13 protein-coding genes are annotated in these 16,233 nt (G+C 71.7%); 6 read left to right on the top strand and 7 right to left on the bottom strand.

Annotation, left to right across the window (positions count from 1 at the left end; all coding sequences use genetic code 11):
* Window positions 1–30 precede the first annotated feature (30 nt).
* Complete coding sequence (locus ACIO3O_RS33930) at window positions 31–936, top strand: LysR family transcriptional regulator (RefSeq protein ID WP_401752626.1); 906 nt, start codon at window positions 31–33, stop codon at window positions 934–936.
* Between the two features lie 36 nt (window positions 937–972).
* Here the strand turns inward: ACIO3O_RS33930 and ACIO3O_RS33925 are convergent, their stop codons facing one another.
* Complete coding sequence (locus tag ACIO3O_RS33925) at window positions 973–1,461, bottom strand: pyridoxamine 5'-phosphate oxidase family protein (protein WP_401752625.1); 489 nt, start codon at window positions 1,459–1,461, stop codon at window positions 973–975.
* A 138-nt stretch (window positions 1,462–1,599) separates the two neighbouring features.
* Between ACIO3O_RS33925 and ACIO3O_RS33920 the strand changes: the two genes are divergently transcribed.
* Window positions 1,600–2,232, top strand: a complete 633-nt coding sequence (locus tag ACIO3O_RS33920; RefSeq protein WP_401752623.1) for an isochorismatase family protein — start codon at window positions 1,600–1,602, stop codon at window positions 2,230–2,232.
* Window positions 2,233–2,650: 418 nt separating this feature from the next.
* On the opposite strand, the gene ACIO3O_RS33915 is transcribed toward ACIO3O_RS33920, so the two are convergent.
* From ACIO3O_RS33915 to aspT (ACIO3O_RS33900), 4 genes are all read right to left on the bottom strand, one after another.
* Entirely contained in the window at window positions 2,651–4,291 is a 1,641-nt protein-coding gene (locus tag ACIO3O_RS33915; protein WP_401752621.1) for a bifunctional phosphatase PAP2/diacylglycerol kinase family protein, read from the bottom strand.
* 164 nt (window positions 4,292–4,455) lie between these two features.
* Window positions 4,456–6,117, bottom strand: coding sequence for a bifunctional aspartate transaminase/aspartate 4-decarboxylase (locus ACIO3O_RS33910; RefSeq protein ID WP_401752619.1), 1,662 nt, complete (start codon window positions 6,115–6,117; stop codon window positions 4,456–4,458).
* A gap of 29 nt (window positions 6,118–6,146) precedes the next feature.
* A complete protein-coding gene (gene aspT / locus ACIO3O_RS33905; RefSeq protein ID WP_401752617.1) occupies window positions 6,147–7,850 on the bottom strand; it encodes an aspartate-alanine antiporter in 1,704 nt (567 codons plus the stop codon).
* A 3-nt stretch (window positions 7,851–7,853) separates the two neighbouring features.
* Window positions 7,854–9,539 carry an aspartate-alanine antiporter gene (gene aspT / locus ACIO3O_RS33900; RefSeq protein WP_401752615.1) on the bottom strand — a complete coding sequence of 562 codons (1,686 nt, stop codon included), beginning with the start codon at window positions 9,537–9,539 and terminating at the stop codon, window positions 7,854–7,856.
* Between the two features lie 240 nt (window positions 9,540–9,779).
* On the opposite strand from aspT (ACIO3O_RS33900), the gene ACIO3O_RS33895 reads away from it, so the two are divergent.
* From ACIO3O_RS33895 to ACIO3O_RS33880, 4 genes are all read left to right on the top strand, one after another.
* Window positions 9,780–10,466: an HdeD family acid-resistance protein gene (locus tag ACIO3O_RS33895; protein WP_401752613.1), complete on the top strand. Its 687-nt coding sequence runs from the start codon at window positions 9,780–9,782 to the stop codon at window positions 10,464–10,466.
* Between the two features lie 82 nt (window positions 10,467–10,548).
* The gene (locus ACIO3O_RS33890) at window positions 10,549–11,493 is read left to right on the top strand and encodes an ABC transporter ATP-binding protein (protein ID WP_401752612.1); all 945 of its coding nucleotides are present in this window, start codon (window positions 10,549–10,551) and stop codon (window positions 11,491–11,493) included.
* A 107-nt stretch (window positions 11,494–11,600) separates the two neighbouring features.
* Entirely contained in the window at window positions 11,601–12,590 is a 990-nt protein-coding gene (locus ACIO3O_RS33885) for an ABC transporter substrate-binding protein (RefSeq protein ID WP_401752610.1), read from the top strand.
* A gap of 22 nt (window positions 12,591–12,612) precedes the next feature.
* Window positions 12,613–14,691: an iron ABC transporter permease gene (locus ACIO3O_RS33880; protein WP_401752608.1), complete on the top strand. Its 2,079-nt coding sequence runs from the start codon at window positions 12,613–12,615 to the stop codon at window positions 14,689–14,691.
* A gap of 82 nt (window positions 14,692–14,773) precedes the next feature.
* Here ACIO3O_RS33880 and ACIO3O_RS33875 read toward each other — a convergent pair whose 3' ends face one another.
* Window positions 14,774–15,160 (bottom strand): VOC family protein, encoded by a 387-nt coding sequence (locus tag ACIO3O_RS33875; RefSeq protein WP_401752607.1) that lies wholly within the window; start codon window positions 15,158–15,160, stop codon window positions 14,774–14,776.
* 78 nt (window positions 15,161–15,238) lie between these two features.
* Window positions 15,239–16,201: an SDR family oxidoreductase gene (locus ACIO3O_RS33870; protein WP_401752605.1), complete on the bottom strand. Its 963-nt coding sequence runs from the start codon at window positions 16,199–16,201 to the stop codon at window positions 15,239–15,241.
* Between the last annotated feature and the right edge of the window lie 32 nt (window positions 16,202–16,233).

The raw sequence follows: 16,233 nt of genomic DNA, 5'->3' as shown, positions 1-16,233 counted from the left end.
TTTGTGGCACTACCGCTTAGCATTGCTTACATGTTGAATCTGGAGAGGCTGCGCACCCTGGACGCCCTCGCCCGGCACGGTTCGGTCAGCGGGGCGGCGGAGGGGCTGCACGTCACCACCTCGGCGGTGTCGCAGCAGATGGCCAAGCTGGAGCGTGAGATCGGGGAGCCGCTGCTCGCCAAGAACGGTCGGGGGGTCCGGCTGACGGAGGCCGGGCGGCTGCTCGCCGGTCACGCGGCGGCCATCCTGTCGCAGGCGGAGCGCGCCCAGTCCGACATCGAGGCGCAGCGCGGGCGGGTCGTCGGTGACCTGGCGGTGGCCGCGTTCCCGACCGCGGCCCGCGGACTCGTGCCGCCCGCGCTGGCCGCGCTGCGGGACCGGCATCCGGGGCTGCGGGTGAAGATGCGGGAGGTGGACCCCGATGCGGCGGTACGGGGCGTGGTGCGCGGTGACTACGACGTCGCCGTCGTCCTCGACTGGTACAACAAGCCCCTCTCCATGCCCGCCGGACTCGCCAAGCGCGAACTCCTCGACGACCCGGCGGACGTGGCGATGCCGGTCGGGCATCCGCTCGCCGGGCGCGCGGAGGTGGACCTCGCGGAGTTCACCGACGACGACTGGGTGACCTGGGCGGAGGGCGAGTTCTGCCACGAGTGGCTGCTGCTGACGCTGCGGGGGGTGGGGGTGGAGCCTCGGCTCGCGCACGTCGCGGAGGAGCATGCCACCCAACTCGCCTTGGTGGAGGCGGGGTTGGGGGTCTGTGTCGCGCCCAGGCTGGGGCGCGGGCCGGTGCCCGAGGGGGTGAGCGTGGTTCCCGTACGACATGCCATGCGGCGGCATGTGTACGCGGTGTGGCGTGCGGACGCCGACCGGAGGCCCTCGATCCGGGCGGCGGTGGAGGCGCTGGCGGTGGCGGGGGCGCGGGTGGCGAGCTGAGGTCCCCGGCGGGGGCAGAGGGTTCTCCGGCGGGGGTCAGAGGGTGCCGAGCTTGCGGAAGTCCCAGGAGGCGACGGCGTCCGGGGTCAGGCGCAGCCAGGCGTGGCGGCCGTCGTGGGGCATCTCGGTCAGGCCGAAGTATTTTTGCGTGAACATCCGCTCGGGGGCGTCGAGTTCGGGGCAGGGCTCGCCGGTGCGGGGGGCTTCGCCGACGAAGACGGCGGTGCCGGAGAGCTCGACGCCGCGCAGGTCCCCGTACTCGACGCCGTCGTCGACGACGACCGCGATGCGGGGGTCCTTGCGGAGCTGGGCCCAGCGGCGGCTGCGGGTGATCGAGTACAGCCACAGCGAGGTGCCGTCCCAGACGAACCAGAGCGCGCCGATGTGCGGGGCGCCGTCCGAGGAGACCGTGGCCACCCGGCAGGTGCGCTGCTCGGTGAGGTAGGTGTCGCGTTCCTCCGTGGTCATCATGATGCGGCGGCCGCGGCGCTGGGTGGGGGCGTCGGGGTTGGCGTTGGTGGTCATGTGGGCTCCCTCGGGCGGTTTCTGACGTGACGTCAGGTGTGGTGTGCGAAAGCATGCTGGGTCTTCCTTCGGTGTGCAATGGCCGTTAGGGTCGCGGGCCCGCTGCCAGGTGGTGTGAGTTTGCGAAGGGGTGCCGTGATGGCGTCGTACGAACAGCTCGTGGCTCAGCTCGATCCGGGGACGACCGTGCTGCTCACGGTGGAGTGCCAGGAGGGGGTGGTGGGGGAGGAGAGCGCGCTGCCCGAACTCGCCGAGCAGGCACGGAAGTCGGGGGTGCTGGCGAACGTCGCCCGGCTGGTGGACGCGGCGCACGGGGCCGGGGTGCAGGTGGTGCACGCGGTGGCGGAGCGCCGGGCCGACGGGCGGGGCGCGAACCACAACGCCCGGTTGTTCCGGGCGGCGGAGCGGCTGCCGGTGCGGCAGACCGTGGGAACGCGGGCGGTGCGGGTGGCTTCGCCGATCGAGGTGGCGGAGGAGGACTTCGTGATGGGGCGGCTGCACGGGCTGTCGCCGGTGGCGGGGACCGGGGTGGACGCGCTGCTGCGGAACCTGGGGTGCCGGGACGTGGTGGTGGTCGGGGTGTCGGCGAACGTGGCGGTGCCGAACGCGGTCTTCGATCTGGTGAACCTGGGGTACGGGGTGGTGGTGGCGGGGGATGCGGTGGCGGGGGTGCCGGAGGAGTACGTGGGGGAGGTGCTGAGGCACTCCGTGGGGTTGGTGGCGACGGTGGTGGGGGCGGGGGAGATCTGGGGGGTGTGGGAGGGGAGGTAGGGGGTCTGGCCCTTGGGCGGGCGTCCGGTACGGGGGTGGGGCGGGGCCTCGGTGTGGGTGCGCCCGGTGCGGGGACGGGGCGGGGGCTGCCGGGGTGGTCCGGGAGCGGGAGGGGCCGCCCCCTTGCCCGCCCTCCCCCAAGCTCTCAACTTCGTTCGAGCAGGGGGTACCCCCCTCGCCCCCGGGGGGCGGCCCCGCCGCCCAAGGGGGCTACGGGGAGGGTGGGGAGGGCGACACCGCCACCCAAGGGGGCTACGGGGAGGGTGGGGAGGGCGGCACCGCCGCCCAAGGGGGGCTGGGGGAAGAGGGGAGGGAGGGCGGCCCTGTGGCGCAAGGGTGCTACGGGGAGCGGGGGAAGGCGGCTCCGTCGCGCAAGGGGGCTAGCGGGGAGGCGGGCTTGCGGTGGTGTCGACTGGCATCACCGGGCCGGTCCCTCACGGTCCGGGCGCGCTGTGGGGCGGCCTCGCCACTGCGACGCTCCTCGCAGCCGGAGCTGTTGCCAGGGAGAAGGGGAGCCGTCCGGGGGAGTGAGGTGGGCGGTGGCGGTCAGGAACTGCTGGCGGATCTCGCCCAGGTCGGCGGCCGGGCTGTAGACGGTGAGGACGCCCCGCGACTTCGTCAGGCGAAGGGTGTCGGGGGAGGCGGTCGTCTCGCCGTCGTGGGCCAGGAGGTCGACGTCGGTCAGGCCGTCCAGGGTGAGCTTCTCGACGCGCTGGGTGTGGAAGACGCGGGAGCGGTTCAGGGCGCCGCCGAGCGTGGAGATCGCCAGGCGGGTGCGGGCCAGGCGGGCGTCGGCGTCGACCGTACGGATGTCGAGGAGGCCCTCGTCCAGGTGGGGGCGGTGGGAGGGGGCCAGGCCGTCGGGGTAGTAGTGGCCGTTTCCGGCGAACAGGAGCCACAGGGTGCGGGGTTCGCCGTCGACGCGCAGGTTCAGCGGGGTGGCGTCGCGGAGGACGGAGAGGAGGGAGAGTGCGGCGGCGGGCCATTTGCCGAGGCGGTCCTCCAGCTTCTCGCGGCGGCGCACCAGTTCAGGGTAGAGGCCGATGCTGAAGGTGTTCACGAAGTCGGTCACCGGGGTGCCGTCGCCGTCCGCGACGTGGGCGAGGTCCACGCGTACCGCTTCGCCGTGCTGGACCGCGTGCGCGGTGTCCTCGAAGGTGTCCGCGCCCGCGTCCAGGGCGAAGTGGTTGAGGGTGCCGCCGGGGAAGACGGCCAGGGCCAGGCCCGCTTCGGCGGCGCGGGAGGCGGCCGCGCTGACCGTGCCGTCGCCGCCGCACACGCCGAGGACACCGGCCGACCGTCCTGCTCGTACGACCGCCTTGTCGAGGATCTCCATGAGGTCGTCGTCCTGGTCGCGGATCAGGATCTCCGCCTCGGGGAGCAGGATGCGCAGGTGCTCGTGGGCGGGGATGCGGCCCGGAACGCCCTTGCCGGAGCCGGAGTTGGCGACGATGACCAGGCCCGCGCCGCGGGGGAGCGCGGGGGCTTCGACGCGGGTGCGGCTGTCGCGTACGAGAGGGGGGCGCGGGGGCCACCAGTAGCAGGTGACGGCTGCCGCCGCCACGCCCAGCGCGCAGCCCGCGAGGACGTCGCCCGGGTAGTGCACGCCGACGTACACCCGCGAGAAGGCGACGGCGGCGGCCAGCGGGGCGAACACCGCACCGTAGCGGGGGGCTTCGAGGGCGACGCCGACGGCGAAGGCAGCGGCCGACGCGGAGTGGCCGGAGGGGAAGGAGGAGGTCCAGGGGGTCTTGGCGGGGCGGCGGACGAAGGGGACGCGGTCGTTGGAGGGGCGGTGGCGGCGGACCGCGTACTTGGCGACGACGTTGGTGGTGAGGGAGGCGAGGGCGAGGGAGCCGACGCCGCGGCGGGCGGCGCGGCGGGCCTTGGGTCCGCCCAGGGCCGCCAGGGTGGCGGCGGAGGCGAACCAGAGGCGGCCGTGGTTGGCGGCCTTCGACAGGGCGGGGAGGGCCTGGTCCGCGCCCGGGATGTGGGCGGCGGCGACTCTTTCGAACCACGCGTGGTCGAGGCGGCTCAGGTGGGTGCGGCGGCGGGGCATGCGGGCTCCGTCCGGAGGGGGCGCGGTGCAGGGGGCGGCCGGGGGGTATCGGGGCGGGCCGGGAGCGGGAGGGGCCGCCCCCTTGCCCGCCCGTTCCGCCCCCGGGGGGGGCGGCCCCGCCGCCCAAGGGGGCGGGGGCGGCTGTGTGGACCCGAGGGTGGGGGTTACGGCGTGGGGGTGTCGCGCGAGGACTGCCATTCGGTGATGTAGTCGTCGAAGATCTTGCGGAGGTGGTGGCCGATCTGGAGGTAGTCGAGGTCGTCCAGGTTGGCGAGGGAGGCGCGGACCGACCACTCCGGGCCGTCGAAACCGCCGCCGTTGAGGAGGACGACGGAGGTCTGTTCGGCGAGGCGGAACAGCGGGTCGACGGGCTCGTAGTTCTGCACCAGGAAGTCCGCGAACTCCTTGCCCTGCACGCGCTCCGCCTCCGCCAGGAGGTCCAGCTCGATGTAGTACGCCGCCCGCTTCGGGTCCTCGGCGATCTTCATCTGGGCGCCTTCGAGGAGGAGTTCGAGGCGGCGGTGGACGATCGCCCGGATGCGGCGCTTGTACTCCTGCCCCTCCTCCAGCATGTCGAAGAGCGAGAAGAGCACCATCATCACCTGCTGGGGGAGGGAGAGGCCCGCGGTGTGGTTGAGCGCGACCTGCCGCGAGTCCGCGACCAGGCGGTCGATGAAGCGGATCTTCTCGGGTTCCAGGGTGAGGGTGCCGTAGCGGTCGTCCAGCCGGTCCTTCTCCTCCTGCGGCAGCGCGGCGATCATCTCGTCGATCACGTTGTCGTCGTGCAGGCCGATCACGCCGATGCGCCAGCCCGTCGCGCCGTAGTGCTTGGAGTACGAGTAGACGAGGAGGGTGTTGCGGGGGAGGTCGGCGGCGATCGAGCGGAAGCCCTCCACGAAGGTGCCGTACACGTCGTCGGTGACGATGACGAGGTTCGGGTTCGAGGTGGCGACGATCTCCTTGATCTGGTCGGTGACCCGCTGCGAGAGCGCCAGGGACGGCGGGTTGCTGGGGTTGACCAGGCAGACCATCTTGATGGAGGGGTCGGCGAGCTTGGCGACCTCCTCGGTCGGGTAGCGCCACTCGCGCACCCCGTTCTCGGCGAACATGCTCGCCTCGACGGGCACCACGTCGAAGTCGTACGTGTCCAGCTCGGGGATCTCCAGGTACGGGGTGAACTCCGGCACCATCAACGCGATCCGGTCGCCCTTCTTCAGCACCCCGTTCTTCATCAGGGAGTCGAAGGTGTAGCACATGGCCGCGGTGCCGCCCTCGGTGGCAAAGGCGCTCAGGTTGTCGGCCGGGGGCTTGCCGTCGAACATCTCGTCCTGGAGGTAGCCGCGGACGACCTGCTCGCAGTGCACCAGCATCCGGTCCGGGCTCGGGTAGTTGTCGCCGATCATCGAGTCGGCCATCTCGTGCACGAAGTCGTCCCGCACGAACCCGAAGCGCTCCACCGCCAGGTCGAAGCTCGCCTTGAGCATCTCGACGCCCGGCAGGTCCGGATGCGTCCGCACGAACCGCTCGAAGCGTTCGCCCGCGCCCGCCTTCTCCGGCATGCCGCCCAGGTTGTCGGCCGTCCACACCCGGCGGGACTCGCTCAGCGCGAAGTAGCCCAGCGCGTAGAACGCCTCGCGGGGGCCGGTGGCGACCCAGTTGGGGTTGCCCCGGCCCGCGTTGAGCATCGTGCGGGCGGCCTCGCCCTTCTGGCCGGGCTTGTCGGCCTGCTGGGCCTCGGCGAGCTTGATGAACTCGGCCTTCAGCTCGAAGGGGCTGAGGGAGGAGAGCCGCTTCATTTCCTCGCGGCTGTAGGTGGCCTTGGGCATGGTGCAACTCCGTTGTCAGGAAGGGGCGTTCAGTGGTGGAGGAGGACGACGACCGCGCCCCAGATGGTGAGGAGCACGTTCCCGACGGCGTACGGAATGGTGTAACCGAGCGTCGGGATCTGGGACTTGGCGTTCTCGTTGAGGGCGCCGATCGCGGCGGTGGTGGTCTGGCCGCCCGCCAGCACGCCCATCAGGATCGGGAAGCGGATCTTCTGTACGTAATGACCGAAGAGGAAGCCGACGATCAGCGGGATCACCGTGGTGACCGCGCCGAAGACCAGCAGCCCCCAGCCGGCCGTGGACAGGCCGCTGGTGAAGCTGGGACCGGCGTTGATGCCGACGATCGCGACGAACATGCACAGCCCGAGCGTGTCCATCAGCCACTGCGCACCCGGCGGTACGTTCCCGAACGTCGGGTACTTGCCGCGCAGATAGCCGAAGACGAGGCCCATGATCAGGCCGCCGCCCGAGGTCGACAGCGAGATCGGCACCCCGCCCGCGGTGAGCGCCGGGATGCCGATGCAGCCGCCGAGGAAGATGCCGAGGCCCACCCACACCATGTCGGTGGCGAAGGACGTCGGGACCGGCTTGCCGATCTGCTTGCCCGCCGGGTCGACGAGGCGCTTGGGGCCGGTGAGGATCAGGGTGTCGCCCCGCTCCAGCTGCGTGGACAGGCGGTAGGGGAACTCCGCGCCGGAGCGGTACAGCTTGTCGACGTACACGCCGACCATGAACGGCTCGCGCCGCAGGTCCGCGATGCTCTTGCCGAGCTGCGCCTTCTCGGAGGCGACGACGTGCAGGTGCTCGGTCTGGTAGCCGAGGAGTTCCACGTCGTCGGCCTCGCCGCCGATGTGGGTGCGGGCGTCGTAGGCCACCAGGTCGCCGCGCAGGGCGCTGAGCGCGACGACGTCGCCCGCGGCGAGGACCGTCGACTGGGACTGCGGGAGGATCTCGCCGTCGCGTCTGACCTGGGTGAGGTAGATGCGGCGGCCCAGTTCCTTCTGCTGGTTCTCGAAGTCCTCGATGGAGCGGCCCACGATGTCGGGGCGCTGCACGGTGTACGCGCGCAGCACCACCTCGTAGTAGCCCGCACCGAGGTCCGGGTTGTCGCTGGGGGCGTCCATCTCCTGGGCGAGCGTGACGCTCTCGGCGGCCAGGTTGCGCCGGTAGAGGCGGGGGAGGACGTTGGCGAGCAGCATCGCGCACAGGATCGTGCCGAGCGGATACGTCACGGCGTAGCCGACCGCGACGAGGTTCTCCTCCGACTTCGCGTCGCCGCTGCTCAGCCCCGGCAGGGTGCTGATCGCGTCCTGGGCGACGCCGATCGCCGCCGACTGCGTGAGCGAGCCGCTCATCAGACCGGCGGTGAGCCCGGGCCCGTACCCCAGCATGGCCGCGAAACCCCACGCGACCAGCAGTCCCGTCACGCAGACGATCACCGCGTTGAGGACCTGGGGGAGGCCGTCCTTCTTCAGGCCCCGGAAGAACTGGGGGCCGACCTTGTAGCCGAGGGCGAAGAGAAACATGATGAAGAACAGGTCCTTCACCGTGCCGTTGACCGGCACCTTCAGCTGTGCGCCGAAGAGCAGGCCCATCACCAGGCAGCCGGTGACGGCCCCCAGCGCGATCGTCTTGTAGTGGATCTTCCCGACCAGGAAGCCGAGCGCGACGACCAGGAAGACGAGCAGTTCGGGGTGCGGCTTGAAGATGTCCCGCACCAGGAAGTCGATCATGGGTCAGGCCCCCAGGACGCCGACGAGGATGGGCCCCGTCAGCGGGAGAAGGAAGTTGGAGAGGGTGTACGTGATCGTGTAGCCGAGCATCGGCACCGAGCTCTGGGCCGTCTGGGTGATGGACGTGATGGCCGGGGTCGAGCACTGCTGGCCCGCGATGGCGCCGATCAGCAGTGGCTTCTCGATCTTCAGCAGCTTGCGGCCGACGATCAGGGAGAGCGTCGCGGGCACCAGCACCATGGCGATTCCGGCGAACGGCAGCAGGACCCCGTACTCCTTGAGCAGCGGCCAGGCCTGCGGGCCCGAGACCAGGCCCGTACAGGCGATGAACAGGGCCAGGCCCATGTCCTTGAGCGTCGTCGCGGCCTGCGGCGGGAACGCGCCGAAGGTCTGCGAGCGGGAGCGGAACCAGCCGAAGAGCAGGCCCGAGATCAGGCAGCCGCCGCCGGTGCCCAGCGACATCGGGATGTCGCCCAGCTTCACGACCAGCTGGCCGATCAGGGAGCCGACGACGATGCCCAGGCCCAGGTAGATGAAGTCGGTGGCGTCGTTCTTGACCACCGCGCCGATCTTGGCGACCAGCTTGGAGAGCCCGGAGCGCGCGCCGACCAGGGTGAGGACGTCGCCCCGGCGGACGACGGTGTCGCCGTTGGCGGGGAGCTGCTGGTCGCCGCGCAGCACGTCGGTGATGTAGACGCCGTCCTTGATGAACTCCGGGTGCTGCGCCTGGAGTTCGTCGATGGTCAGGCCGTCGGTGGCCTTGTCGGTGACCGCGATCTGGCGGGAGGTCAGCGGGGTGTCGAGACCGGGGATGCCGGGGGTCTCGGGGCCGATGAGGCGGCCCGCCTCGATGGTGTTCGCCCGTCGGCCCACGATCAGGATCAGGTCGGAGAGGGTGAGGCGGAAGTTCGGGGCGGCCGGGTAGACCTGGGAGCCCCGCTTCACCGCCTCCACCGTGATCCGGCCGTCGAGCCCCGACTCCAGGTCGCCGATGGTGCGGCCGTCCGCGTGCGTGACCAGGTATGTACGCCCCACCAGGCCCGGGAGCGCCGCGCGTTCGTCGGACTCCAGGGAGCCCGCGCCGCTGTTGCCGCGCATCTTCTCCCACAGCTCGCGGGAGGCTTCGGCCAGGTTGATGCGCAACAGCATCGGCATGATCTGGCTGGTGTAGAGCACGATCGTGATCAGGCCGAAGAGGTAACAGACGGTGTACGCGGTGGCCACGTGCCCCTGGTACTGGGTGACCTGGGCCGGAGTGAGGTCGCCCAGCTTGCCGATCGCCTCGGTCGCCGTGCCGACCACCGCGGACTCGGTGGCCGCGCCCGCGAGGATGCCGGACGCGGTGCCGACGTCCAGGTCGAAGATCTTCGCCAGGCCGTACGCGATGCCGAGCACGCTGACGAGTTCGATGAAGCAGAGCACGAAGAAGCGCAGGCTCTTGCGGTTGAGGTTCGCGAAGAACTGCGGGCCCGCCATGTAGCCCAGCGAGAAGATGAACAGGGCGAAGAAGACGTTCTTCACGTCGCCCGAGACCTGCACCTTCGCCCAGGCGCCCATCAGCAGCGACACGATCAGCGTGCCGCAGATGCCGCCCAGCGTGATGGGGCCGACGCGGAGTTTGCCGACCAGGTAGCCGAGGGCCAGGCAGAGGAAGAGCGCCAGCTCGGGATGGTCCTTGAGAACGCCCATAGTCAACAGACCCCAGGGGGAGGAAAGAGAACAAAACAGGACTTGTCGCCCAACGTAGCAATGCGACTACGGATCGGCATGTGGGCGGGCGGGGTCCGGATGTCCGCCCGAGTGAGGCGGCCCCGGTCGTCTCGCGGTGCGGGTCGGCCGACCGGCTGCTCTAGTGGGGATCAAGGATGTTCGGTCGGGGGTGGACGGAGGGATCGCTCCATGAGTACGGATCGCACGAGCACGGATCGCATGAGTACGGGTCAGACGTCGCCGCAGTCCTCGGCCCCCGGTGACTCCCCGCAGCATCCGGCCGCCCCCGGCGGTGCTCAGCCCCCGGCCCCCGGCAGCGCCCCCCAGTGGGGTCCGCGCCCCGAGGAGGGCCCGCTGCACCGGCTCGGCAGAGGGGCCTGGCAGGCGGTGCTCGCCGCCGGGCTCGCCGCACTGGTGCTGGGCGTCATGGTGCTCGCCTGGCCGGGCGCGACCCTGCTGGCCGTCGCCGTGCTCTTCGGTGTCTACCTGCTGGTCAGCGGTGTGATGCAACTGGTCGCGGCCTTCGGCACGCATGTCTCCACCGCGCTGCGGGTGATGGCCTTCATCAGCGGTGTGCTGTCGATCCTGCTGGGCCTGTTCTGCTTCCGCGGCGCGATGCAGTCGCTGCTCCTGCTCGCCCTGTGGATCGGCATCGGCTGGCTGTTCCGCGGCATCACGCAGACCGTGGCCGCCGCCTCCGACCGGGACATGCCGGCCCGCGGCTGGCAGATCGTGCTCGGCATCGTCAGCGCCCTCGGCGGCGTCGTGCTGATCACCTCGCCGCTGGACTCCGTCGCCGTGCTCACCGTCATCGGCGGCTGCTGGCTGCTCGTGGTCGGCGTCGTCGAGATCGTCACGGCGTTCAGCATCCGCAGCAGGGCGAAGAAGGCGCCGTACACCCACTGAGAGCGGGGTGCCGAACCTCCGTCAGGACGGGATCGGGGGAGGGTGTTTTCAGCCAAGTTTAGGTTAGGCTAACCTTCTGCCTGTGAAAGCCGGTGAAGAACTTCCCCAGGTCACGACACCCCGTGGCCACACCCTCTCCGCCACGGACGTGACCGTGGCGTACGACGGTGTCGATGTCGTGCACGCGGCGTCCCTGGAGCTTTCGCCCGGTCAGGTCACCGTTCTGGTCGGGCCGAACGGCAGCGGGAAGTCGACACTGCTGCGCACCGTCGCACGCCTCCAGCAGGCCCGGCAGGCGGCACTCACCCTCGACGAGGGCACCGACGGCTTCGCCCTGACGCCCCGTGAGTTCTCCCGGCACGTCGCCCTGCTCACCCAGGGGCGGCCCACGCCCAGCGGGCTGAGCGTGCGCGACGTCGTGGAGTTCGGGCGCTACCCCTACCGGGGCCGCTGGGGCAAGGCGGACCCGGGCGGCCGCGACGCCGTGGACCGGGCGCTCGCGATGACCGGCGTCACCGAACTCGCCGAGCGCGGCGTCGAGCACCTGTCCGGCGGCCAGCTCCAGCGGGTGTGGCTCGCCGGGTGCCTCGCGCAGGAGACCGGCGTACTGCTCCTGGACGAGCCGACGACGTATCTCGACCTCCGCTACCAGGTCGAACTGCTCGACCTGATCCGGGACTTGGCCGACGACCACGGCATCGCCGTCGGTGTCGTCCTGCACGACCTGGACCAGACGGCGGCCGTCGCCGACCGCATCGTCCTGCTGAAGGCGGGCCGCGTGATCGCCGACGGCACCCCCGAGGACGTCCTCACCCCGGAGCGCCTGACCGACACGTACGGCATCCGCATCGAGGTCTCCACCGACCCGCTGACCGGGAAGCTGCGCACCCGCGCGCTGGGCCGGCACCACACCCGGCGCACCTCCGACGGCGTACGGATGCTGGACAGCGACCCGGCGACGCCCGCGCCGGACCATCAGGCCTCCGCGCCGGACCAGGCCTCCGCGCCGGTCGACGCGCACGCCTGACCCCCAGACCTCTCCACCCCGTACGCGTCCCCATGACCCCGTACGACCCGTCCCACCCCCAGCTCGACGCGCACCCCCGCGCACTCCGAAAGGCTCACGTCCCCGTCATGAAGCGACACCTCCTCCTCGCCGCCGCGGCCACCACCACGGCAGTCCTCGCCCTGAGCGCCTGCGGCACGACCGAGCCCGCCGCGGACAAGAAGCCGGAGCAGAAGGCCTCCGAGGCCATCACCCTCACCGGCGGCGACGGCAAGACCGTCAAGCTGGACGCCCCCGCCAAGAAGGTCGTCGGCACCGAGTGGGACGTCGTCGAGCACCTCGTCTCGCTCGGCGTCGAGCCGGTCGGCGTCGCCGACGTCAAGGGCTACACCGACTGGGACAAGGCCGCCCCGCTGACCAAGTCCCCCAAGGACATCGGCACCCGCGGCGAGCCCAGCATGGACACCGTCGCGGCCCTCGCCCCCGACCTGATCGTCGCCACCACGGACCTTCCGCCGGCCGCCGTCAAGCAGCTGGAGAAGATCGCCCCGGTCCTCAACCTGAAGGCGGCCGACGCCAAGGACCCGCTCGGCACGATGACCACCAACCTGGACCTGATCGCCAAGGCCACCGGCACCACCGCCAAGGGCGACGAGCTCAAGAAGAGCTTCGAGACCAAGCTGGCCTCCGCCAAGGCCGAGCTGGAGAAGGCCGGTCACAAGGGCACCAAGTTCGCCTTCGCCGACGGGTACGCCGACGGCAGCCAGGTCAGCCTCCGCGCCTTCACCAAGGGCTCCCTGTTCGGCGCCGTCAACGACAAGCTCGGCCTGGTCAACCCCTGGAAGATCGAGGGCGACAAGGCGTACGGCCTGGGCGCCACCGACGTCGAGGGTCTGACCAAGCTCGACAAGGACACCCACTTCGGCTACATCTCGAACGACGCCGACAAGTCCAGCACCGTCTTCGACAACCAGCTCAAGGACAACGCCGTCTGGACGTCCCTGCCGTTCGTCAAGGACAAGAAGACCTACCGCCTGCCCGACGGCGTGTGGATGTTCGGCGGCACCGCGTCGATGGAGAAGTACGCCGACTCCGTCGTCGCCTCGCTGAAGAAGTAATGACGGGACGCGCGTAAACACCATGGCCGTCACCACCACCGCACCCGCCGCCGCCACCCCGGCGGCGGCCTCCCGGAAGGGCGGCGCGGTAGCGGTGACGGCCGCTCTCGTCCTGCTGGTCGCCGTCCTCGCCGTCGTCGACATCGCCCAGGGCACCGCCCACGTCGGCGCCGCCGAGGTCTTCAAGGCCCTCACCGGGCAGGCCGACCCGGGGGACTCCTCCGTCGTCCTCGCCTCCCGGCTGCCGCGCATGGTCGCCGGAGTCCTGGTCGGCGCGATCCTCGGCATGGCGGGCACCGCCCTGCAGTCCGTCACCCGCAACGTCCTCGCGGCGCCCGACACCCTCGCCGTCAACGCCGGTTCCTACCTGGCGCTCGGCGTCGTCGCCACCACCGGCATCTCCCTGCCGCTGCTGGCCTCCTCCGGCGTCGCCTTCGTCGGCGCGCTGGCCGCAGCCGCGATCGTCCTCGGCATGTCCGGACTCGGCGCGGGCACCGTCCGCCTCGTCCTCGCGGGCACCGCCCTCACCCTCGGCCTCACCGCCGTCACCGAGGGCCTGCTGCTGCTCTTCCCCATGGAGACCGACGGGCTGCGCCACTGGAACCAGGGCAGCATCGCCCAGAACGGCTTCGGCGGCGTCCTGTCCATGCTGCCGCTGCTGGTCATCGGACTCGTCGGGCTGATGCTCGTGGCCCGCCGGGTCGACGCGCTGGCACTCGGCGACGACGCGGCCCGCGGCCTCGGCGTCAACGTGCGCTCGACCCGCGTGATCACCGTCGTCCTCGCCGCGCTGCTGTCCGCTGCAGCCGTCACCCTCGCCGGGCCCATCGGCTTCGTCGGCCTGGTCGCCCCGGCCGTCGTCCGCACCCTGGCCCGCCGCTACCGCACGTTCGCCAAGGTGCGCGGAAACGTCCTGGCCTCCGCGCTCACCGGCATGGTCCTGGTCCTCGGCTCGGACGTCGTCCTGCGCTTCCTGGTGCCGGGCAACACCGCCGTGTCCGTGCCCACCGGCGTCGTCACCAGCCTCGTCGGCGCCGTCTTCCTGATCGGCCTCGCCACCCGGGGCCGCGACCTGGGCGCCGCGTCGCCGCCGGACAGGCTGCGCATCCGCAGCCGTACGGTCTTCGTCACCGTGACCGCCGTCCTCGTCGTCGTGCTGATCGGCGTCCTCATCGCGTCCGTGCTCCTCGGCGACTCCAAGCTGCTGCTCGGCGACGTCGTCAACTGGGCGCAGGGCAACGCGGTCCGGTCCGTCGGCTTCGTCCTCGACACCCGCGTGCCGCGTGTATTCGCCGCCGTGCTCGCGGGCGCCGCCCTGGCGCTGGCGGGCACCCTCATCCAGGCCGTCACCCGCAACCCGCTCGCCGAACCCGGCGTCATGGGCGTCTCCGGCGGCGCGGCGCTCGGCGCGGTCCTCCTGGTGACGACCGTCCCGCTGGCCGGGCCCGTCGGCATGGCGCTCGCCGCCTTCGCGGGCGCGGCCGTCGCCGCCGCCATCGTCTTCGGGCTCTCCGCGCGCGGCGGCTTCCAGCAGAACCGCCTGGTCCTGGTCGGCATGGGTGTCGCGACCGCGACCACCGCGCTGATCGGCCTGCTGCTGGTGCTGACCGACCCGTTCAACGCCATCAAGGCGCTGACCTGGCTGTCCGGTTCGACGTACGGGAGGACCTTCCCGGACCTGGTGCCGCTGGGCATCATGCTCGTGGTGGGCCTCGCGGTGGCGCTCACGCGGCGCACCGAGCTGGACCTCGTCTCCCTCGACGAGGACACCCCGCGCCTGCTGGGCCTCGGCCTCTCCCGCTCGCGTCTGGTCCTCCTCGCGCTCGGCGTGCTGCTGAGCGCGGCGGCCGTCGCCGCCGCCGGAACCATCTCCTTCGTCGGTCTCGTCGCCCCGCACGCCGCCCGCGCGCTGGTCGGCCGCAGGCACGTGCGGGTGGTGCCGGTGGCGATCCTGCTCGGCGCGGTGCTGGTGGGCACGGCGGACGTGATCGGCCGTACGGTCATCGCTCCGGCCCAGCTCGGCGCGGGCATCGTCACCGCCGTCATCGGTACGCCGTACTTCCTGTGGCTGCTGATCCGCAGCCGGGGCGACGCGCGCTAGACGCGGGGAACCGGGGCGACACCCGGCAGACACGGGGAAGGGGCGGACCGGAGCATTCCGGCCCGCCCCTTTGCCGTACAACTCAGGGCTGGGTCGCGAGCTGCACCAGGTTGCCGCAGGTGTCGTCCAGGACGGCGACCCAGACCGGGCCCGCCTCCATCGGCTCCACCGTGAAGGTCACCCCGAGCGCGCTCAGCCGCGCGAACTCCGCTCGCACGTCGTCCACCGTGAACTGCACGGCCGGAATCCCGTCCGCGACCAGCGCCTTCTTGTAGGCCTGCGCGGCGGGATGCTGGTCGGGCTCCAGCAGCAGTTCGGTGCCCTCGGGGTCCTCGGCCGACACCACGGTCAGCCAGCGGGCCCCGCCCGCCGGAACGTCGTGCTTCTTCACGAAGCCGAGCTTGTCCGTGTAGAAGCTCAACGCCTTGGCCTGGTCGTCGACGAAGACGCTGGTGATGGTGATGCGCATGCGGTGCTCTCCGGTACGTCGGGCCCCCGGCCGGTGGGGCTCACAGGGGGATGCGGGGCGTGGAACGTACCCCAGTCTCTACGCATCCGCGCCGCTCTGCGCGCTCTTCCCGCCCTGCCCGCTCCACCCGTCCGGCCGGGTGCCGTCGACGTCCGTGAAGCCGTACTCCGCCGCGAGCCGCGCCGAGGTGACCGACCCCTGGTTCCACCGCTCCCGACCCGGGTCGGCAGCCAGCGCGGCCACCGCACGCCCCACGTAGCGCGGCGACTCCGAGCGGGCGAAGCCCTCCGGGGCGGTGGGCAGACCCCCGCTCCGGTCCGGGAGCAGTGCGTCGCGCCAGGTGTCCTCGGTGACGCCGTAGGCGTCCAGCATCATCTCCGAGCGCAGCCAGCCCGGCGTGAGCGCCAGCGCGGTCGCCCCGTACGGCGCCAGCTCGTGCCCCTGGGAGAAGGCGAGCCGGTTCACCGCGGCCTTGGCCAGGTCGTAGAAGACCGAGATCCGGTACCAGGAGGCGTTGATCTCGCGCGTCCCGTCCGTGACCTCGACCAGCAGTCCGCCGGGCCGTTCGACGAGCAGCGGCAGCAAGTGGTGCGAGGTGATCAGGTGGGTGTCGACGGCGAGCCGCAGCAGCCGCAGCCCGTCGTCGAGGCCGAGCTCCCACAGCGGCGTGTTCCACCGTGCGGGCCCGCCCTTGAGCAGTTCGCCGCCCCAGATGTCGTTCACCAGCACGTCGAGCCGCCCGAACTCCTCCCGCACCCGTGCGGCGAGCCGCCCCACCTGCGCGGAATCGAGGTGGTCGACCTGCACGGCGACCCCCTGCCCGCCGAGGCGGGTGACCAGCTCCGCGGTCTCCTCGACGGTCTCCGGCCGCCCGTAGTCCGACCCGCCGCTGCCGTGCACACGACTGCTGCGCCCCGTACAGACCACCGTCGCCCCGGCCTCGCCGAGCGCGGCGGCGATGCCCCGGCCCGCCCCGCGCGTCGCCCCCGCCACGACGGCGACCCGGCCGCGCAGCACCTTCGGATCGGGTGTCCACACCATGCCCCGACTATGGCAGGCGCCGGGCCCCCGGG

Origin of the sequence: Streptomyces sp. NPDC087440, from assembly GCF_044744005.1 — a bacterium.
In the GTDB taxonomy this organism is placed as follows: Bacteria; Actinomycetota; Actinomycetes; order Streptomycetales; family Streptomycetaceae; genus Streptomyces.
Note: the sequence above shows the minus strand (reverse complement) of the source record. Positions and strands in the feature narration are given on the sequence as shown.